This is a genomic window from Pseudoalteromonas sp. SG44-5 (genome assembly GCF_014164175.1).
GTDB lineage: Bacteria > Pseudomonadota > Gammaproteobacteria > Enterobacterales > Alteromonadaceae > Pseudoalteromonas > Pseudoalteromonas nigrifaciens.
Genome location: NZ_JACJES010000019.1, coordinates 1 through 21,943 on the forward strand (window position 1 = coordinate 1; position 21,943 = coordinate 21,943).

Genomic DNA, 21,943 nt, shown 5'->3' on the forward strand with positions numbered 1-21,943 from the left:
TGATTTTTTACGTGACTACCCTGATGTTGATAAACCAACAATTGAAATTATTTCTAACCCACTCCATCGCTATAAAAAAATGTTACTTATAGTGGGCAAAGACACTGCTGATTTAAAAACTGCAGTAACGGGTTTAGCATTTGGTCATAAACTGATGACTGGTCGCACCGCTAGTATAGAGGCTATTAATCAGCTCCCGCTAAGAGAAGCATATGATGCTCCTCGCTGGTTAAGAGGCGATCGCCCCGTACATTTTGATGAGTTAATTGACTACCCAAAACAATTACAAGCTCAGGGCTTAAATAATGGCCCGGTAAAATTAAACGTACGCCTTGCACCCGATTTATTTACTTGGCGCGAAAAAGGCATCCCAATTACGCTGCAATATAGAAATACGCCTGAGAGCAGCATGCTTGACTCACGCCTAAACATGCTAATTAATCAAGAGTTTATTAGTGGTTTTTTACTCAGTAAAAATGATTCATTACTAAGTAAAACCAAAACAATTATGCCTTTAATTGGTAATACAGATACCACAAAAAACGCAGAAGATTTTTCCTTAAATGGGATTAACTTAGCAATTAGAAATGAGCTTAACTTTGACTTTCGCTTTGGTGTACTTAAAAAGGGAGAATGCTCTGTTGTACCTGCAGGAGGGGAGTATGGCGTAATAGATGGTAATTCAAATATTGATGTTAGTGGGTTTCATCATTACATTGCCCTACCCGATTTAAATGTATTTGCTAATAGCGGTTTCCCATTTACTAAATATGCCGACTTACATCAAACCTTGGTTATTTTAGATGATAATCCAACACCTGAAGCAATCACTTTACTACTCAATTTAACCGGTCGCTTTGGTGCTATCACAGGCTACCCTGGACACCGTTTAGAAATACAATCAGTCAGTGACGATAATAGTAATTATGATGACAAAGATATTATGATTATTACCGCCGCAAATACAGCGGTGAGTGACATTGATGAGAACGCGCCCACCAGTAAGCTTTTAAAAAATAACCACAGAATTATAAAGCAAGCTTTTTATAATGGCGCCTATGATGCTGATACAACAGAAGATGTACAGGTAAGCTTAGTTAGTAGCGGAGACTTAGCCGTTATTGCAGGGTTTCAATCGCCATTTGACTCTGAGCGCTCAATCGTGTCGTTAACCGCCAGTACTAATAAAGCGTACACACTACTAGATACTGCATTTAACGAGTCGCAATGGTTATCGCAAATTAAAGGCAGCGCTGCCGTTATTACTAGCCAAGGCGTGAGCTCTGTTAAGGCAGATGATACGTATTTTGTGGGGTATGTACCTGTGTATACTTTAATTTGGTTTCATTTATCTGATCATCCATTTTGGCTAGCTTTTTTATCTATTTTAACCCTGTTACTTATTTCATTTATAATTTGGCGCTTACTACAGGCCCTTACCTACAAACGTTTAGCTGAAGGAGATAAATAATGAAATTATTTATAACTAAAGCATTTATTATGCTGATTTTATTTACTCCTTTAAGCCACGCACAACAATGTGCGCCTTGGCAGCAATGGCAAACGTTTAAAACACACTTTATGAGTGATGATGGCCGAATAATCGACTTAGGCAGCGAGCAAAATATTACCACTTCTGAAGGGCAATCCTATGCGCTATTTTTTGCGCTAATTGCCAATGATAAAACCGCTTTTGATAAAGTATTAAACTGGACTGAAGAGCATTTAGCCGAAGGCGATTTAAGTACTCGCCTACCTGCATGGCTATGGGGAGTTAATAAAAACAACGTAGGTAATATTCTTGACTCAAACCCAGCATCTGACTCTGATTTATGGATTGCTTATAGCTTATCGCAAGCAGCTATACTTTGGGATGACCGCCGTTACCGTATTTTAGCAGCTGTGCTCGCACAGCGTATAATGCGCGAAGAAACAGCGTATATTAAAGGACTTGGTTTATCTTTATTACCCGCACCTAGCGGCTTTGAGTTTGATAACAAGCGCTATAAATTAAATCCAAGCTATTCGCCGCTGTTTATTTATCAGCAATTTAGCAAACTTTATCCTCATTCACCATGGCAAGAGCTGCATGACGGTTCTGCCAACCTAATTCTTGAAACAAGTAAGCAAGGTGTTAGCCCTGATTGGATTATGTTTGATACTAACAAGGGCTTTTACTTTGATAAAAAAGTAACCGACTTGGGAAGCTATAATGCAATTAGAGTCTATTTGTGGGCAAGTATGATGGCAGAGGATGCACCTTACAAAAAGCAATTAGTTACGCAGTTTGCTCCTTTCATTAAAACGATAAATAAGCGTGGTTATGTGCCTTTAAATACCTATGCACAAACGGGGAACTCAGATAAAAGAGGACCTGTTGGCTTTAATGCCGCATTACTGCCTTTACTAGCAACAGCAAATAATGACAATGACGCTGTAACAATGTCGATTCAACAAAAGTTAATGGTTGATAAATCATTTAGCAAATCGCGTTATTACGATAGTGTATTAAATTTATTTGGTAGCAGTACCTTAGATAAACGCTTTGCAATTTTAGCAGACGGGACGCTGCAACCTAACTGGAGCGATGAATGTCGTTAAGGTTTAGCTTAGTTTATGCCTTAGTAGCGTGCTCAACGTTAAGTGCTAAAACAGTCGACGATATAGACACTCAGTCTGTCGCATGGCTATTAAAGCAGATAAATATTGGCAAAGGGCAAGAAAATAAAAAGCTCGTTGAAGATAGCTTACGTAAGCTCGTTGCTATAGCCCCACTGCGCATTGAAACCCAATGTGCTTTAGCACGTAATTACTTTGCTACCGGCGCAACTAATGAAGCAACCTTATTACTAAACCAGCTTGATAATGGCGCAGCAAAACAACACCCATGTATTGAGCAACTTCGAGTTATTGCCCGTATTGAAACAACCGACAAACCATTAGTACAACAAGCAAAATTACTAGCAAGAGCTGGCCAATATGTTCAAGCCCGGCAAATTTATAACACCCTTTTTGATACAGCCTACCCCGAGCTTAGTTATGAGCTTGAACATTTAAACTGGTATGCACAAGACAGTGCCCAATGGCAGCAGGTTAATAAAGGCTATTTGCGCTTAATAGAGCAATACCCTGATGTAGCCCTAATCGAAATAGCTTATGCGACGCACCTGTTTAAACGCTCTGCGCTCGATAAACATGCGACTGATGTTTTTAGTAAATATGGCGTAACTGGACGTTTTAGCAACCAAATTGAGGATGCTTGGCTAAGAACATTGGCATTTATGCCTATTGAGAGTAGTACTGAGCAACAGTATCAGCGTTACTTTCTTGTGTATCCCTTTAGCAGTAAAGGGGAATTACAATATCAAGATTTCAAAAAGAAGTTTAGCGCTCGTCAAGCCTTGCTAGGTGATCCTGCTTATCAACTTTGGCAAAAAGGTGATGAACTACTTGAAAACAATAAGTTAAATGCCGCTGAACCTCTTTTATTACGAGCGTTAAAAGGCCGCCCAGCTGATTCTCAAGTTATGCGTAGTTTAGGTGTGCTCTACTTACGCTCAGGTGAGCATCAAAAAGCAGATAACTACTTTACTCGCGCATTAAAATACACCTCAGAGTTTAATGAGCGTGAAATACTCAAAGGCTTAGCCAAAACTGCCAATTTTTGGCTGTATATTCGCCAGACTAAAGAAGCCATAAATAACGCAGAGTTCAGAACGGCAGCACTCAAACTAAATTTAGCAGCTGCATTACAAGAAAACCCTAACACCATTTTATTTTATAAGGGCGAGCTTTTATTTGCTCAAGGGCAGTACTCTCAAGCTGCTACTTTTTATCAAAGTGTTTTAAAAAATGAACCGCTTAACTCAAGTGCATTATTAAGCTTACTTAAAATAGCCGAACTTGAGCAAAGTGAAAAAGCGTTAAATGCTTTTTATAATAACCTTAGTTCTTTGCAAAAACAGCAAGTAAAGTCAGCTTACGCGGCCGCTGTTAGCAAGCAACTAAGAGAAAAAGCGACTCGATTTTATGATGCTGGCGAATTAAACACCGCTAGAAAAACCTTAGAATATGCCATTGAGTTAACTCCTCAACAACCCTGGTTATACTATGATCTTGCTTTAATTTATCAGCAACAAGGTTTAACTCAGCAAGCCCGATCTTTATTTAACAATGTGTTATGGCAATTTCCACTTAACTCTTCACTGCGTTATAGCCATGCACTTTTTCTGCGCTCTATAGATGACTATAAAGGTGCACAAGCGACGTTAAAGTATATTCCGGTTAAAGATAGAGATGCCGATATTTTAGTGCTCGAACAACAGTTACATATTAATGAGTCGCTTAATCAAAGCGAGCAACTCTTAAATACTAACAATAAAGCAGTCGCGGTTTACCATTTAAGTAGTTTAGAAGCGCAAGATTTAACACCTTTAATGCAAGCAAAACTAGCAAGTAGTTGGTATAAAATTGCAGAGCAACAATACGCACTTAACTCACTTAATAAAGCTTTAACAAGCGCGCCAACTCTCGCCCCATATTGGCATATGCTTTATGGTGAATGGCTTTTAGAGCAAGGCATTGAAGAGAAAACACATAACTGGTTTACAAGTTACACATTGCCAGAGAGCGCAACTGAAAACGAAATCACTCAATATGTGCAATTACATAATAATTATATAAATCAATATTACAGCGGTAGCGATTTAATCGCTAAGCTAAACCAGCTTGACCAAAAATATAAAAATACGCCGGCAATAACTACCGCTCTTATAAATGCTAACTTAGCACTTGAGCAACGTGAAGCGGCAATTATTTTATATCAGCAAAAAATAAAAAATAAACAAACTCTTGAGCCCCAAGCTTTAATGGCTATTGCCACCGCTTATAGAGAGCTTGGTGATGACTATCAGGCAAAGCAGGTTACGCAACAGGCTATAAATCAAAGTTCATCTCAAGAGGAGTACTTACAACGACAAATAATGGCATCCCTTAATGAGTTTAACTACGCGGGTGATGCGCTGTATCTTGCGAAGCAATTAGTTGATAAATCGCCAAACGATCAAGAACTTCGGTACTTAGGAGCTCAAGTTGCCGATAAGTTTAACAATGTCGAGCAAGCAAATACCTGGTATCAGCAAACACTGTCGCCTAACCAAGCTCTCAATGATGAACAGCTATACAGCAGCCTAGCGCGTATTAACGATACTGACCCTTGGTATATTAATGGTGCAAAACGTGAATTAATAAATCAACAAAATAAAAACCAAGCTTATATTGCCATTGGGGTTAACTTTAGTGGTCAAACAAGTACCCAAAGCGAAGCAACGCTGGGAGCTAGCTTAATGCCTATGGAAGCTTATTTTCCGCTTTGGCAAGGCCATGGATTTATTAAAGTCGACCCTACAACTATAAGCGCACAAACAACACGATTTGATGAGCAATTTGCAGGTAGCCGCTATGGACAAGGTGCATTGTGTATTTTTACCTGTTCATTAGATGAAGTAAGCCCTGAGGAAAGTGGCGTTGATATTGGTATAGGTTGGCAAAATGAAAACTGGCGTGTTGATATTGGTACTACCCCACTTGGTTTTTTAATTGAAGACATAGTGTGGGGCATAAACTACGCAGACGATTTTGGCGACTTTGGATACAGCCTCGAATTTGAAAAACGCCCTGTTACCAGCTCGGTACTCTCCTATGCTGGTTTAACCGATATATACTCAGGTAAAGTTTGGGGTGGCGTGCGCTCAACTGGCCTAACCGCCAATTTATCGCACGACTTGGGTGGTAATTGGGGGTTTTGGTCAAGTGCCGACTTTCAATTATATAAAGGTCAAAACGTAAAAGACAATCAACGCTATCGGCTAATGGGTGGCAGTTACTATCGCGTTATTAGTAACCAAGAGCGTGAATTTACCGCAGGTGTCAGTTTATTGCATTGGTCTTATAAGTTTAATTTAAGCGAAGAAACCTATGGTCATGGCGGATATTACAGCCCGCAAAACTATATAGGTATTTCATTACCATTAAGTTATGACGCACGTTGGGGAGATGATTTTGTTTATCGAATTAAAACCGGTATTTCTTACTCACAAACTAAATCGAACGCGATTGACTTTTTCCCAAACGATCTCAACTTACAAGCCCAAGCATTCGTAAGCCAGCTTGAAACAGGCGTCGTTCCTGCTTTTAAGGGTGATACTAGCGCCGGTGTTTCGTATAACTTAGAAGGCAGTTTTGAGTACCGAGTAACCCCGCATTGGTTTTTTGGAGGCTACTTAGCAATTGACCGCTCTGACTTTTATGAGCCTAACTTTGGACAACTTTATGTACGTTACTATTTCAATCCTGTTTACGGCACATTAGCATTCCCAGGCAAACCTATAATACCTTATGCTGACTTTTAACAAGGTTTATTGTGTTTAAACCATAAAGCTTAACACTTCCCCTCGCACTAAGGTCTATGTATACTAATGCGCAATTGTAGCTAGGATAAGGGTGTGACTCTTACCTACAGCTTTACTACCTTAACGGCAAACCATTACCTTAGCTGCATTAAACAATACTGATGGTCGAGCATTTAGCGTGTAATACATGGCGCTAAATAGCTAAAGCAAAAATATATAAGGCCATTACAACAATACTTAAAGTTAGGAAGTAAATATGAGTTCAGCTCCAGATAGTGGTTGGTTTGGCCACCCTAAAGGACTTTCAACCTTGTTCTTCACCGAAATGTGGGAACGAATGAGTTATTACGGTATGCGAGCTATGCTCGTATTATTCATGACAGCAAGTTTACAACAAGAAGGCTTAGCCTTCACCGTTGCTTCAGCTGCTGCTATTTACGGTTTGTACACAGGCGCAGTATACTTTTTAGGCTTACCTGGTGGTTGGCTAGCTGATAGATTATTCGGCGGTCAAAAAGCGGTTTGGTATGGCGGTATTATTATTATGTGTGGCCACATTATTTTGGCTATTCCACATGATTACTCATTTTTTATTGGTTTAATTTTTGTAGCAACGGGTACCGGCTTACTAAAACCAAATATCAGCGCTATGGTTGGACAACTATACAGTGATGCTGATGAACGTCGTGATGGCGGGTATGCTATTTACTACATGGGTATTAACTTAGGTTCATTAATTGGTTATTACGTTTGTGGTTACTTTATGGAAAATCTAGGTTGGCACTGGGCGTTTGGTGCTGCAGCTGTTGGTATGGCTATTGGCTTAGTGCAATACAAGCGCTCACTTAAAAACTTACCTGAGCATAGTGCTCTACCAGCTAATCCATTAGGTCCTAAGGGTACTGCTCGCGCATGGGGCAGTATTGCTATATTTATCATTATAGCGGCTGCTATCACTACCGCCGCTATGACTGGCGCTATAATTATTAATCCAACGGTAGTTGCAGGTTATACTGCGATTGCATTCACTATTATTTTCTTTGTTTATTTTGGTCTTATCTACTTTAAAGGTAAGTTAACCGATGCTGAGAAACAAAGAATGTGGGCACTGTTTTTAGTATGTATAGCTTCTGCCTGTTTTTGGTCTGGCTTTGAGCAAGCAGGTTCATCATTAAACTTATTTGCACGTGATTATACTGACCGTCTTATTGGGACTTTTGAAATCCCTACAACTTGGTTTCAGTCATTAAACTCGCTGTTTATTATTGCGCTATCACCATTTTTTGCAGCGCTTTGGATTAATATGTCAAAGCGCCTTGTTTCACCATCTTATAGTGCAAAATGTGCTGTTGGTTTAATTATAATGGCAACAGGTTTCTTAGTAATGTTTATGGCAGCGCATTATGCGGCTGAAGGCCTAAAAGTAGCACCTTACTGGCTTGTTACTACCTACTTTTTACACACTGTGGGTGAGCTTTGTTTGAGCCCTGTGGCATTAAGTGCTGTAAGTAAGTTATCGCCTCGTCGCTACACAGGCCAAATGATGGGCGTATTTGTATTAACTTATTCTATCGGTAATATCATTGCAGGATTACTTGCTGGTAACTTCGATCCAAATAATGTTGATGAAATACCTAACTTATACCTACAAATAGCATTATTTAGTATTGGTGTTGGTGTTATTTTAGTACTAATGACCTTTAAATCTAAAGTGTGGGAAAGACAGGGACTAAGCGAGGAAGCCTAATAGTTAAAGTATTTAATTAAAATATTTGTTAATTAAATACCTATTACCCAACTTTTAATTACTTCCCCATAGCAGTATGGGGAAGTTTCCTCTTGATAATCTTTTATTGCTTAGTTGTTAACTGGTATTATATAGCCAATTGATTACTGATTAGATTTTTAGGGATAGCGGGTAGATGCAATTGTTCACTTTATATAAAGTAATTTTAGTTGTTTTTTTCATTAGTTTTTTATCTGCTTGTGGTGGCGCTGGCGATCAAGTTACTCCTAATCCTAATAACCCTTCCACTCCCCAAGCTAACGTATTACTTATTACTGGTGCAGGTTTATCTGCCACTATTAACGATAACTTTAAAATTGAAATTCCTGCCAATAGTGTTAACTCTGATACTGAGCTCACTTATATTAGTATTGTGCAAGACGAAACGCCACAAACGCAAAATATTATTTCTAATCTACATAGCTTAACTCCCGCAGGGCTTTCACTAAGTAATCCTTTTACAATTTCCTTAAAAATCCCTGACGATTACGCATTAGGCGGCCAACTTTATATTGCCCGTTTAAACGCTACAACTTGGGAAACTATAGAGAACTCTCGTGTTTTAAATGGTTTTGTTACAGCTCAAGTTAATCAGTTAGGCACATATGCCATAAAAATGCAGCGTAAAGAACGCACTGCCAGTATAGGCCCTACCTGTGATGTAAACAGCACTGAGCAATCTATTCGCTTTGTACATATTGCCGACTTACATGCTCGATTTGGTTATCAAGAGCAATTTTTTAGCCGAATTAAGGCATATCATAAAAAGGCTTTGAGCGAATCACCTTATACTTTATTTACCGATGGTGGAGATGATTACGAAAAAGGCACTGTAGCTGAGCAAATATCACAAGGTTTAGCGACCGATGAAGCCGTAAAAGCAATGAAGTTCGACCTTCGTGTAATAGGTAACCATGACTATGCTTGGGGGCCTGAAAAATTATTAGGCTTCTCAAAGGATGATAATGCCATTGTACTTGCCAGTAATACACGCTACGAAGGCGAACAAACACAAGATTTTGCAGCAGTAGGTTTTGCTAAAGTACAAGTAGGCTGCATTACACTCGGCGTATTTGGTATGACATCGGTCCCGTGGAACGAGCTAGATAGACCACTACAAGATGACCCTATTCCTGATTTTATCAAACAATTTAAAATGAGCTGGCAATGGCAACAAATAGCACAAAATATTGTTAGTCAGTACAGTGATGAAGTAGATTATATGCTGATGTTAAGTCATTTAGGTGAAGGCCTTGATACTAAAATCGCACAAAGTGTGAGTGGTATTGATTTGATTTTAGGCGGTCATACCCATGGCGGTGAGAGCTTTAATACCCTTGATAATGGCGCTATTGTTATTCAACCTAACTTTTACGCTAAGGGCATAACCGACTTAAACTTAACGTTCGACACTAGTAATAAAACGCTCAAAAATGTTGACTACAAAACAGTAAAAACCGACACCATTACTGAGCGAGACACAACCACACAACAAGCCATCGACACAATTATGGGCCGTTATGCTCCCGATGCACAAACTGAAATTGCAATATCAGAAAACTACTTAAATGCAATGCAATTAGCAGCAGTAACCGCTGCAGCCGCTCAGCACTCAAGCAGCACTATTTCAGCAGCTTTACTCAACCCTGAGTTAGTGCAAAAACGTTGGACCCCTGGCACCCTAACACAAGAGGACTTTCATAAAGCTTACTACGTAGAAAGGCAGCCATCTAACACTCCAGGCTTTAACTCTTTATATAAAGTTACAGTTAGCGGCAATGATTTAAATGCTATGTTAGCCAATCAAGCTGATTGGTTTTTACTAGCGCCTGAAAATATTCAAGCATCAAATAACTACAGTGTCGCACTTTTTAAAGGGGTAGCTCTTAATCCTGATTTATTTTTTAATGGGGTTACTTTTAATGATGTAGCACCGATAGCCGAAGCTTGGTGGCTTCTGGATCAATACGCACGTCATAGAACCACTCAATGCTTGCATATTGATACAAATACGCCACTCAATGCCTGCCAAGACATTGCTAATATCACTATTTGGAACTTTGATGATGTTAGCGATCCGCTTAAAGCCGACTTAGGCCCATCAATTCTTAGTTACTTCGATCCTGACAATAAAGGCTGGGGTCCTAAAAAGACCACCTTTGCTAGTACTAGCGCATTTAATATTAGTGATTTAGCTGATGGCGCATCAACTGTAATGGCATTTACCGATCACTCTCCTAACGAAGGGCTAAAGATTGAGTTAAATACCGCGCCAAATGGGGATTTTGCAAACCAAGGAATGGTGTCTGACTACACTTTAGTGATGGACATTTATTGGCCTTTTGCAGCAAAAGAAATATACAGAGCACTAGTTCAAACCGATGCAACAAATGATTTGAATAACGACGCCGACATATTTATTAATCCTATTGGTGGGTTAGGTGCATCAACCAGCGACAGTGGTTATTTTGGCACATCTGAGCCTGATACCTGGCACCGTATAGCTTTTGTATTTTATACCGCACCAAGCAATGGCGTATTTGAAGTGTATATTGATGGTGAATTTGCGGGTGTTAAAAGAGACGGTGAAATAGGTAAACGCTGGGCACTCGATCAAGCCGTATTATTATTAACTGATAATAACTACGAAACCGAACCGGGTTATTTAAACGCACTGCTTTATGCTGGTCGCGCAATGACTCGCAGTGAAATAAAAAGTATGGGTAACGCGCAACAAAAGCTGACTTTTAAGCAAACAACCCGAGAGCTCAATCAAAGTGTTGAACGCCATTACCAACTTGCACCCGCAATAAAACCTAATTTATGGTTAGAGCAACGTAGCAAGTTCTTTAACAATAGCAAACCGTAAACAATTAAATACAAAAAACCTTGTTTTTACTACCGTAAAAAAAGAGATTTAAGTTAGCTTAAATCTCTTTATAAAAAATAAACAACAACAAAATCAATAGCTAAAACTTAAAATGCCGCACTTATTCAAACGTTTTCATACATACGCGTATTTAAAGCACTCAGCAAAAAAGTAACTTACTGCTAACCGTCCTATAAAATTTACACACGCGCTGTTTACTAAATAACAACGCCCCCTTCCCCAAAGTACAAATTTAGTTAATCATCTACAGCAATACGACAACAAATAATCGCAGTGCTTAATTGCGGGAGTAATGATAATGAGTGAAGTAAATAACCCTTTAGGTTTAGTTGGTATCGAATTTACCGAGTATGCGACACCTGATGCAGATTACATGGATAAAGTATTTACCGACTTTGGCTTTTCAAAGCTAAAAAAATTCAAAGGTAAAGACATTGTTTATTACAATCAAAACGATATTCATTTTTTATTAAATAACGAGCGTGATGGCTTTTCGGCACAGTTTGCTAAAGATCATGGCCCGGCTATTTGTTCTATGGGTTGGCGAGTAGAGAATGCACAAAAAGCATTTGAAGCAGCGGTAGAGCGCGGTGCAAAACCAGCAACCGACTCGGCAAATAAAGATTTACCTTACCCTGCAATTTATGGCATTGGCGACAGCTTAATTTACTTTATTGAGCAATTTGGCGAAAAAGGCTCTATTTACGCACAAGACTTTGAAGATCTAGCCGAGCAAAACGTGGTTGACGATAAAGGCTTTATTCGCATCGACCATTTAACTAATAATGTTTATAAAGGCACCATGGAAAAATGGGCTAACTTTTATAAAGATGTATTTGGTTTTACAGAAGTTCGCTACTTCGACATTAAAGGCCAAAAAACAGCGTTAATTTCGTATGCGCTTAAATCGCCTTGTGGCACTTTCTCTATTCCTATTAACGAAGGTAAAGGCAACGATAATAACCAAATCGATGAATACCTTGGTGAATACAATGGCCCTGGCGTACAGCATTTAGCATTTTTAACTGACGACTTAGTAAGCTCACTTGATAAGCTTGATAAATCGACTATTGCAACTTTAGATATTATTCCTGAGTACTACGATACTATTTTTGACCGTGTACCTTGGGTTGCTGAAGATAAAGAAAAAATTCGTGAGCATCAAATTCTAGTAGATAGCCAAAGTGAAAACTGTTACTTACTACAAATTTTCTCTAAAAACCTATTTGGTCCTATTTTTATTGAAATGATTCAGCGAGTTGACGATGGTGGCTTTGGTGAAGGTAACTTCCAAGCACTATTTGAATCAATTGAACGCGACCAAGAGCGCCGTGGCGTTTTATAAGTAGTTAGCATTTATATTTTAAAAGCAGCGTAACTCGCTGCTTTTTGTCGTTTTACGCTGATATTGAGTAACAATTCTACTCTGTCTGTTTAAATCGTGCTATTCATCACCATATAAGCTGTTAATAATAGATGCTTTTAATCTTTATATGCTTATTTAATAAATTGATATTTATACTGATTAGCACGACCAACTAAACCAAAGGAAATGTAATGAGTTTAATTAACGAAACCCATGATATAAATTTAACAAGCTGGGTAGCCTCTGCAAACGTTGCAGATTGCGACTTCCCTATTCAAAATCTACCTTTTGCTGAAGTTCGTCGTAAAAATAGCAACGAAGCTTTTCGTGGCGCTGTCGCTATTGGCGATCAGGTTATCGATTTAGCAAAACTAAATGAACTCGCTATTTTTAGTGGTGATGCGCAAACAGCCATTGCTGCTGCAAGTAACACAACATTAAATGAATTTATGAGCCTTGGGCAGCAATATTGGTCAGCACTGCGTTTAGCATTATCTAAAGCGCTGCGTGAAGGCTCTGAGCATCAGGCTAAATTAAGCGAAGCGCTTATTGCACAGGCTGATATTGAGTTTGCATTGCCGTGTCGCATTGGTGATTACACCGACTTTTACACCTCTATTTACCATGCAACTGCTGTGGGTAGCTTGTTTCGCCCAGACAACCCACTACTACCTAACTATAAATGGGTACCTATTGGTTATCATGGTCGCTCATCATCTATTGGTGTATCGGGCCAACAATTTCATCGCCCTAAAGGCCAAACCAAAGCGCCAGATGCTGAAGTACCATCGTTTGGCCCGTGTAAACGCCTTGATTATGAACTAGAAGTAGGTATTTACTTAGGTAAAGGTAACGCGTTAGGTGATGCTATAGCGATTGAAAATGCTGAAAACCATGTATTTGGCTTTTGTGTATTTAACGATTGGTCAGCACGTGATTTACAAGCGTGGGAATATCAGCCGTTAGGGCCGTTTTTAGCTAAAAACTTTGCATCAACGGTATCTCCTTGGATAGTGACAACTGAAGCGCTAGCACCATTTAGAACAAGCTGGACACGAGATGAAAACGATCCACAACCATTGGATTATTTAGAATCTAAAGCGAACCGTGAACAAGGCGCGTTTGATATTCAAATGGATGTAAAAATTCAAACTCAGCAAATGCGTGATGAAGGTCATACACCAACGCGTGTATCAACCTCAAGCTTTAAGCACTCATACTGGACAGTTGCGCAAATGGTAACGCACCATACTGTGAATGGTTGTAACTTTATGCCAGGTGATATGCTGGGCTCGGGTACGCAATCTGGCCCAACCCATGAAGAAGCGGGTTCGTTACTTGAGCTTTCTCGTGGTGGTAAAGAAAAAATCACGCTGAGCAATGGCCAACAACGTAGCTTTTTAGAAGACGGCGATAACGTTATTATGCGTGGCTGGTGTGAAAAAGAAGGTTACGCACGCATTGGTTTTGGCTGTGTGGAGAGTACTGTACTCGCTGCAAAATAATTTAAAGAATAAATTGTTTTGCTAAAAAGGATGGCATTTATTGCCGTCCTTTTTTATTAATTCAGTCATAGTTACAATTTTTTTCTAGCTTTTTAAACTCAAATTGCTATCTTAGCTTGGTTAATAGCCAGTATTTATGTGTCATGCCTATATTTATAAAGTCTTTTTTTGAACAGTTTTTTCCCTCTCGTCAACTACTTATTCGCCAAAATGGTGAAGTTAAGCATGTAGTTTTGGCGCCTTGGCTGCAAGTTTTTATCGTATTACTTGTATTAGTTACTCTTAGTTGGGTAAGTATTTCGAGCTTTCGGGTTTACTCACAAACTACAAAAATATCAGATATTGAGCAAACTCAACTCGATGAGCAAAAACAATGGCAACAGCAAGTCAGCGAGCAAAAAACACGCCATGACGAACAAATAGCACAATTAGCTGAGCTTGAACAAAAACAAGCTTTACTCCAAAGCATGATCGAATCTCTTCCTGCTTCTCTTAGTAAAGATGTTATAAAGCTGGGTGACGAACTTGAATCTCCTATTGAAGAAGAGCAAAGCGAGTTTCATGAACCTTTAGTCGATGACAGCGCTCAAAGTAAACAGGTGCAAAATACGCTCCCTAGTACATTCGCTGCTCGCTATGCACAGCTAAATCAATACTACGAGCAAAATTTTTTATCGCTTGAAAGTCAAATTACCCAACGTCATAACGCCATTTTAGCCATGCTTAAAGGTGCAGGGCTAGAGTCTGCATTAGCGCAACATTTAGCATTAAGCGAGCAAACAACCGCTCAAGGTGGTCCGTTAGATGTATTCGATGAAGCAAAAATTCCTGGCACATTTTTAGCTATTGCCGATAAATTATTACTACTAAATAATTTAGAAAACTTTTTAAATGAACTGCCTAATACCTTACCGCTGCCAGCTGCAAAGTATTATATTTCTAGCAACTTTGGATTGCGAAAAGATCCAATGAACAGTCGCCGCGCCTTTCATAAGGGCGTTGATTTAGCCGGCTGGCATAAAACTGAAATATTTGCTCCTGCCGACGGTACTGTACTGCGCGCTGGGCGCAATGGCGGTTATGGTAACTTTATAGAACTTGAACATAAAAATGGCTTAGTCACTCGCTTTGGTCATTTAAATAAAGTTAAAGTAAAAAAAGGCCAAGCAGTCACTAAGCACGATGTAATAGGCTTAATGGGCAGCACCGGCAGAAGTACCAGCACTCACTTACATTATGAAGTCCTTATTGATGGCAAGCATGTCAATCCTCTTAAAATAACAAAGGCGCTCTCTCGTGTTTGGTAAAAAAAAGCAAGTAACAAATAACGCTTCATTAAAACGCGTTAATCACGCTCCTTCTATTATTTCAGAAGATATGCGCCTTACCGGGTCAATAATAAGCCAAGGTGAAGTGCAACTTGATGGCCGCATTGATGGCGACATTAAAGCTACTCATTTAGTAATTGGCACTACAGGTGTAGTTGAGGGTATTGTTGAAGCGACAAGCGTGATTGTTAAGGGCAAAATAATTGGTTCATTAAATGCCAGTGAAGTTAACATTAAAAATAACGCTCATGTGCATGGTGATATTTTTCACGATACGCTTAGTATAGAAGCTGGTGCAATTATTGAAGGTAATTTAAAACAGCGCTTTGAAAAAGAAAACTTAACACTCATTAATGATGAGTCAAAGCCGGTGAGCGATGTAAAACCATTAATTAACGAGGACGATATCGGCTTGTCATTCGTAAATAAACAAGCCTCTAATAAAAGCTAGTTACTTTTTAGCTGTAATGTACATAGTAATATCTGCAGTGAATACTAGTTCATTGCGGGTATTATATAATTTCACTGGCACCACTAAGTCTTCTTTATCTAGCCACTGGTGCGGTAAATCAATCTCTGCAATAGCGGTTACATCGGTATCTACTTTAGCTAAATACTGTACCGTCATACCTTTTGGGATCCAACGGTGAGTTTTAACCGGTACCGTGGCATCCACCATCACTCCAGCACATAACTCGGCCAAATTACACTGCGCTATTGCATGTATTGTACCTATGTGATTATGAACCCTACGCCGGTTTTTAACCCGCGCACTACAATGTCCTGCTTTTAAATTAAGTATGTAAGGCTTCATCGAGCCAAAGTATGGCGCTTTAAAACAGACTATTTTAGTAAATAGCCAGTGCCCAAAGGGTAGCTTTTTAACAATGCGCCATGCTGTTAAAACTGAAGATTTATTGCTCATTATTATTTTCCATCGTTCATTCTTTTGTAAAAGTAACACATCAGACCAGTTTGAGGTAGTGTCTTTAAAAGTCCCTTTTAGCTATTTAACCTTAACTTTGGTGAAGAGATTTACTAACGTATTGAATCATAGTTATATTTAAATTTATTTTTTCTAACCAGTGATTTTCAGTGACAATAAGGCGAATTTACGCGTCAACTGCTGATCTATTGCAAGTAAATTCAGTGCAGTTAGCGCTGAAAATATCTGCTTGAGATAGATTTATTACCCAGAGTTCATGTTATTTAAATTAAAAAATATCAATGTCGACGATACTAAGGGTCATAAGCCCTTTCTTTTTTATTAGTCCCCCCCTAAAATACGCGACAAAAGGAGAACTAATGCAAACACAGCCCGCTAAACCAAACTTAACTTTATTACTTATATTAGCGTTACTCGTTATTTTTTGCCCTATGGCTATTGATATTTACCTACCTGCATTTCCAACTATTGCTGAGCAATTTGCTGTTTCAGAGCAGCAAGTACAACAAAGTGTTGCTATTTTTATGCTCACTGTAGGCTTAGGGCAATTAATTGCAGGCCCCCTTGCCGATAAGTTTGGTCGTAAACCGGTCGCTGTCATTGGTATTAGCCTGTATGCGGGCTCTGCCTTGTTAGCCTATTATGCTCCTTCATTTAATATATTGCTGCTCGCGCGTGCTTTGCAAGGATTAGGAGCATGTGCCACTTTTGTGGTTGCTTTTGCCATAGTACGTGATAAATACGGTGCACAGCGAAGTGGGCAAATGATCACTTATTTAAATGGTATTATTTGTTTTATTCCAGCATTAGCGCCCATTTTAGGGGCATGGTTAACCGTGCAGTTTGGCTGGCGGATGAATTTTTTATTTTTAACTTTTTTTGCCATTTTTGGCTTAGTTATAACCTTATTATTTTTTAAAGAAACACGCCCAGCAGACAGCTACTATCAAGGCCATATTTTAGATTTACGCCGTTTTATGCCCATTATTAGCACTCCTATATTTTTATTTAATAGCTTACTTTGTATGGTCGCAATGTCGGCAATACTGGTGTACGTAACACTTGCGCCGGGTTGGTTAATTACTCACTTAGGCGGTACGGTTGCTGACTTTACTTTTTGGTTTACACTCAATGCGGTATGTAGCATTGTGGCGAGTTTTATAGCGCCTATGTATATTAAAAATAATAGCCAGCGTGCTTTGCGTCTTGGGGTTGGTTTATTGATTTTTTCGGGGTTATTAATGCTTGCGCTTAGCACCATACAAACCGCGCTGGCACTTATGTTACCTATGCTTATTGCTGCACTTGGTTTTGCTTTAAGTTTAGGCTCAGCAGCTGGTATGGCACTTTCTCGCTTTGCAAAACAAGCCGGAACCGCTTCAGCGCTACTTGGCGCAATGCAAATGAGTGGTGCGAGTATATTAGTGTTTGCAACACAGTTTTTAGGGTTAACTACACCATGGCTAATAGCCTTTCATTTACTATTGTTACTTCCTCTTTGGCTTATTTTAATAAGTAAAAAAGGACATACTTTACACCCAACTCAAGGCTGATCATGATAAACCCTGATTTTTTAGTTTCTTTTTTACTGGCTAGCTTTTTAATTGCGGTGGCCCCTGGGCCTTCTAATGCCTTTTTAATGGCACAAACCTTTGCTAATGGCCGTACGGCAGGAATGCAAAGTGCGTTTGGTTTTGCTCTCGGTGGAGTAGTACATACATTTTTTGCTGTTGTTGGCTTAACCGCCATACTTAAAGCCTCTGAGGTAGCTTATAGTGCAGTGCAATATGCAGGCGCTGCTTATTTGTGCTACTTAGGGATAATGATGCTTAAAAGCACTTTTATAAAAGAGCCTATTGAGCAATCAGACAAACCACATATAACTACGAAGAAAAGTAAAAATGTAATGTTTCAAGCTATGATGACCGAAGTACTTAACCCTAAAGTGGCATTATTTTTTATCGCGTTTATTCCACAATTTGTTGATCCAGCACTTTCTTCGGCTACTTTTCAGCTCGCCTTTTTTGGTTTGCTGTATCCGCTTTTTGCTTTTCCGATTGATTGCGCTTATATTTATTTTGGCGATAAAATTGCGCGCTTTTTTAGAGATAACCCAAATAGCCAAACTTGGATAGATAGGATCACCGGCATTGTTTTCATTGCCCTTGCTATTAACTTATTACTTTAACAATAAAAAGAATTTTTTATGGACCAAAAAATACAATCGCTACCGGCTAAAAAAAATATTGCACTAGTAGCGCACGATGGTAAAAAAGCGGCTTTAAAATTATGGTGTATAAAACACCTAAACGCACTGAGCGAGCATACATTATATGCCACTGGCACCACAGGGCATTTAATCAATAAAACCACAGGGCTAGATGTAATTCAATTGCTTAGCGGCCCAATGGGTGGCGATCAGCAATTAGGGGCTAAAATTGCTGAGCATGAAATACATATGCTGGTGTTTTTTTGGGACCCGCTGGCATCGCAACCCCACGACCCAGATGTAAAAGCACTACTACGCTTAGCGGCAGTGTGGAACATACCAGTAGCCTGTAATGAAGTAAGTGCTGACATGCTCCTAAGCTCGCCATTAATGAATGTTGAGCTTGAGCGCACCTTGCCAGATTACGAAAAGTATTTAGCAACCCGACAAATAGATATTTAATATTTAATGGCTTAGCTGTAAAGCATGCTAGCCCATTTAGTTAAACCGGCGGTTACACTACCAAAGTGATCGCCATTAACCATTTTAATATCACCTAAATGTTGGCTAAGCGCTGCTTTAATAAGGGGCGACTGTGCACTACCTCCGGTTAAATAAATAACATCGGGCGTAGTATCTGCATCATTTATAGCTTGCTTCGCTAAAGTGACTATTTGGCTAATGCTGTCATCTACCGCTAATGCTAAATCACTGACTGAAACATCTTTACTTAATGACGCATCTAAAAAGCTAAGATCGCAGTTATAATTAGTGGCTGAAGTTAATGCTATTTTAGCAGCCTCAGCTTGTTGTACTAATTGATGCCCTTGCCTATTTTGCTGCAAATGTATTAATCGTTTAAATAGCTCTGGCGCGCTCACATCACGCAATTGTGCGCTAAGTTCTCTATGATGGTTAGCACTATAAAATTGGCTTTGTAAGTTTACATCGTTAATTTTACAGGCTTGCCAAAAAGCTTGATTAGGCAAAGGTAGCCCTGATTTAAACGTACTGCCTAAGCCTAAAAGCGGCATCAAGCCATAGTAACTTAAAGCTATGTCTAAATCGTTTCCACCAATACGCTTACCGCTGTGAGCTAAAAAGTCAGCGTCACGGTCACTTTTATCCCGAAAGCTTGGCCCCATTTGCACAAACGAGCAATCGCTGGTACCGCCACCAATATCAATAACCAGTACTTTTTGGTTTTGTGTTAAGTTGCTCTCGTAATCAATACCGGCCGCCAGTGGCTCGTATAAAAATGCTACATCTTTAAAGCCGGCACGTTTTGCAGCGCGCTCTAAAATACCAATTGCTTGCTGATTTGACTCCTCACCGCCTACCGCCTGAAAGTTAACCGGACGACCAATAACGGTTTGGGTTAACGTTTTGCTTAGTGATTGCTCAGCACGTTGTTTTATTTTTAAAATCATTGCGGTGGCAATGTCTTCAAAAAAGTTAATTTGTCCTTGTTTTAAACCTGTAGCGCCAAAAAATGATTTTGGTGATTTAACAAAATAACCCTCTTCAGGAAATTGCACATACTCGCTAATTGCTTCGCGACCAACAAATAAGGTTTCGTCTGTGGGGTGTAAATCTAAGTCAGATTTAATTCGTGGTAATGAATTTAGCAATGCTTGGCGCTGGGTTTTAAACGCAAGCTCATCGCTGCTACCTTGTAAATGCTTGGCAACATAGTCAACTACCAACGCACTATGGTGGGTATAAAGTGTTGAAGGTAGGTAATGTTTTCCTTGCTCTAACGGCACTAATTGAACGTTACCCTCGTTCATTACACCCATAGCACAATTAGAACTACCATAATCAAAACCAACAAACATATATCACCATACATCACTAAAAAGGCCGCGCAATTTAGCATACCTAGCAATAAATATATACTCATATAGGGCTGAATAACTGTTAGAGTGACTCTCTCACGCGTAAAAAACTAGCAAAACGAGGTAAGCCATTTTTTGTTAAACCATGGAATCGATAAGTAATGGTGCTACCCAATGCTGGCGGGCTTTCGCGCTCGGCATCGCTAAATCCGGTGCCAATTGAAAACAGTTGCCCTTGCGCTGTTTTTACTCTTAACGCTCCTAACATGCCTTGGTATTTACCTTTACCCGGTAGGTATGCAATCACTATTGCTTCAGCATCTAAGTAGGGCTTTAATTTTAATAGCGCATCGCTGCGCCCATCGGCATGTTTTGCGCTTGCTAAATGCAGCATAACGCCTTCGCCACCTTGCGCTGTTATATTTTTAAAATAGTTAGTTAATAATTGGTTATTAGTAAACTGATGCTGCTTTATAGCCTTTATATGAGGTGAATTTAAACCAGCAACAAGGTGGCTGTAATTGCTGTAGCGCTGGCTAAAAGGCACGTTTGCATCAGGCATATCAAATACTTGATACGTAATACTTTGCCAATCATGATTATTGGGAGTTTTAGTGCGCACAATGCCACTGAGCACCGCAAAGTGCTGATGTTTAGTCCACAGTTCACCATCAAGCCATACTTTAGGTAAGGGTGCTGTAAACCATTCAGGCGCGTTTATTACATTACCTTGTCGGGTAACAAACTGTTTGCCTGTCCAAATAGCCCTTACACCATCAAACTTTTCACTAACTAAATAGTTACTTACATCGCTGTGCTTAGTTTCATCATACACTTTAGCAAGCAGCACCTTGGGCAATGTTGCATTCACAATAGAGCTAAAAAGTACTGCTGTGATTAAAGTAATTAATTTTATATAAAACATCAGCGCGTCCAAGCAAGGTAATGTGGCTTAAACTATAGTTGAGATTGCAGCCATTGCCAAAACTCTTGCAGATCATCCATACGGTAACTGGCTTGGCTAAAGTCATGGTTTTGCGTATGGCTATTAGCAATCGCCACAACACTTACAGCGGCGTTGTTTGCTGCAGTTACTCCGGTAAAGGTATCTTCTACTGCAATGGCATCTTTAGCAGCTACATTTATCTGCTTGAGTGCTAATAAGTAAGGATCTCCGGCTGGCTTTGGATTAATAACATCATCTTTAGTGACTACTGCGTCAAATAGATCATAAAAGCCAAGCCCGTTTAATATTGGTTCTGCTTCGTGGCGAGCGCTGCCTGTTACTAACGCCATTTTTAAGCCGCTGCTTTTAACCGCTATTAATGCTTGTTCTGCAAAAGGCATTAGTGCTGGTAAATTGGTTTTTACATATTGTGCAAATAAACGGTATTTTTCATCGGCTAAATAGTCACTGCTAACCGATAAGTTATGCTGTTGCTTTATTTCACTTGCAGCTTCGAGCGTTGGCCGCCCCGAAAAACGCTGACAAAACTCACCCTCTTCGTAGTTTACATTAAATGGCGCAAGTACCTGGCTCCAACATGCAAAGTGCATGCTTTCAGAGTCGACTAACGTGCCATCCATATCAAATAATACTGCTTTTAAAGTCATTTTTATTCCTTATCACAGCGCTAAAAAAGACGCCTAAGCGCCTTTAATATG

The 21,943-nt window shown here is 39.5% G+C and carries 16 protein-coding genes; 12 read left to right on the plus strand and 4 right to left on the minus strand.

All coding sequences use genetic code 11. The features are described from left to right. The 9 genes from H5079_RS14765 to H5079_RS14805 all read left to right on the plus strand — a co-directional run. Positions 1 to 1,471: cellulose biosynthesis cyclic di-GMP-binding regulatory protein BcsB (locus tag H5079_RS14765; RefSeq protein WP_182684376.1), on the plus strand; the 1,471-nt coding region annotated here is incomplete at its 5' end. Then, on the plus strand, positions 1,471 to 2,601 hold the full coding sequence (gene bcsZ, locus H5079_RS14770) for a cellulose synthase complex periplasmic endoglucanase BcsZ (protein ID WP_011328821.1): 1,131 nt from the start codon (positions 1,471 to 1,473) through the stop codon (positions 2,599 to 2,601). The genes H5079_RS14765 and bcsZ, both read left to right, overlap by 1 nt. Next, complete coding sequence (locus H5079_RS14775) at positions 2,592 to 6,410, plus strand: cellulose biosynthesis protein BcsC (protein WP_182684377.1); 3,819 nt, start codon at positions 2,592 to 2,594, stop codon at positions 6,408 to 6,410. The genes bcsZ and H5079_RS14775 overlap by 10 nt, the downstream gene beginning before the upstream one ends. A 256-nt stretch (positions 6,411 to 6,666) precedes the next feature. After that, complete coding sequence (locus H5079_RS14780) at positions 6,667 to 8,157, plus strand: peptide MFS transporter (RefSeq protein ID WP_011328823.1); 1,491 nt, start codon at positions 6,667 to 6,669, stop codon at positions 8,155 to 8,157. A 175-nt stretch (positions 8,158 to 8,332) separates the two neighbouring features. Next, positions 8,333 to 11,065 (plus strand): metallophosphoesterase, encoded by a 2,733-nt coding sequence (locus H5079_RS14785; protein WP_182684378.1) that lies wholly within the window; start codon positions 8,333 to 8,335, stop codon positions 11,063 to 11,065. Positions 11,066 to 11,384: 319 nt separating this feature from the next. Then, positions 11,385 to 12,431 (plus strand): 4-hydroxyphenylpyruvate dioxygenase, encoded by a 1,047-nt coding sequence (gene hppD / locus H5079_RS14790; protein ID WP_011328825.1) that lies wholly within the window; start codon positions 11,385 to 11,387, stop codon positions 12,429 to 12,431. 212 nt (positions 12,432 to 12,643) lie between these two features. Continuing rightward, positions 12,644 to 13,957: a fumarylacetoacetase gene (gene fahA / locus H5079_RS14795; RefSeq protein WP_086998865.1), complete on the plus strand. Its 1,314-nt coding sequence runs from the start codon at positions 12,644 to 12,646 to the stop codon at positions 13,955 to 13,957. 143 nt (positions 13,958 to 14,100) lie between these two features. After that, on the plus strand, positions 14,101 to 15,264 hold the full coding sequence (locus H5079_RS14800; RefSeq protein ID WP_182678374.1) for a M23 family metallopeptidase: 1,164 nt from the start codon (positions 14,101 to 14,103) through the stop codon (positions 15,262 to 15,264). Beyond that, the gene (locus H5079_RS14805; RefSeq protein ID WP_011328828.1) at positions 15,254 to 15,736 is read left to right on the plus strand and encodes a polymer-forming cytoskeletal protein; all 483 of its coding nucleotides are present in this window, start codon (positions 15,254 to 15,256) and stop codon (positions 15,734 to 15,736) included. The genes H5079_RS14800 and H5079_RS14805 overlap by 11 nt, the downstream gene beginning before the upstream one ends. Here H5079_RS14805 and H5079_RS14810 read toward each other — a convergent pair whose 3' ends face one another. Further along, complete coding sequence (locus tag H5079_RS14810) at positions 15,737 to 16,210, minus strand: hotdog fold domain-containing protein (RefSeq protein ID WP_089368608.1); 474 nt, start codon at positions 16,208 to 16,210, stop codon at positions 15,737 to 15,739. A gap of 380 nt (positions 16,211 to 16,590) precedes the next feature. Here H5079_RS14810 and H5079_RS14815 point away from each other — a divergent pair, with 380 nt between their 5' ends. The 3 genes from H5079_RS14815 to H5079_RS14825 are packed head-to-tail and all read left to right on the plus strand — an operon-like array spanning position 16,591 to position 18,902. Continuing rightward, entirely contained in the window at positions 16,591 to 17,784 is a 1,194-nt protein-coding gene (locus H5079_RS14815; RefSeq protein ID WP_182684379.1) for a multidrug effflux MFS transporter, read from the plus strand. A 2-nt stretch (positions 17,785 to 17,786) separates the two neighbouring features. Continuing rightward, a complete protein-coding gene (locus H5079_RS14820; RefSeq protein WP_011328831.1) occupies positions 17,787 to 18,419 on the plus strand; it encodes a LysE family translocator in 633 nt (210 codons plus the stop codon). Positions 18,420 to 18,437: 18 nt separating this feature from the next. Further along, entirely contained in the window at positions 18,438 to 18,902 is a 465-nt protein-coding gene (locus H5079_RS14825) for a methylglyoxal synthase (protein ID WP_011328832.1), read from the plus strand. 11 nt (positions 18,903 to 18,913) lie between these two features. Here H5079_RS14825 and yegD read toward each other — a convergent pair whose 3' ends face one another. The 3 genes from yegD to H5079_RS14840 all read right to left on the minus strand — a co-directional run bounded on the left by yegD (position 18,914) and on the right by H5079_RS14840 (position 21,892). Further along, the gene (gene yegD, locus H5079_RS14830; protein ID WP_011328833.1) at positions 18,914 to 20,278 is read right to left on the minus strand and encodes a molecular chaperone; all 1,365 of its coding nucleotides are present in this window, start codon (positions 20,276 to 20,278) and stop codon (positions 18,914 to 18,916) included. Between the two features lie 82 nt (positions 20,279 to 20,360). Beyond that, positions 20,361 to 21,203 (minus strand): DNA ligase, encoded by an 843-nt coding sequence (locus tag H5079_RS14835; RefSeq protein WP_011328834.1) that lies wholly within the window; start codon positions 21,201 to 21,203, stop codon positions 20,361 to 20,363. Between the two features lie 32 nt (positions 21,204 to 21,235). Further along, positions 21,236 to 21,892, minus strand: coding sequence for an HAD family phosphatase (locus tag H5079_RS14840; protein WP_182684380.1), 657 nt, complete (start codon positions 21,890 to 21,892; stop codon positions 21,236 to 21,238). Positions 21,893 to 21,943 lie beyond the last annotated feature (51 nt).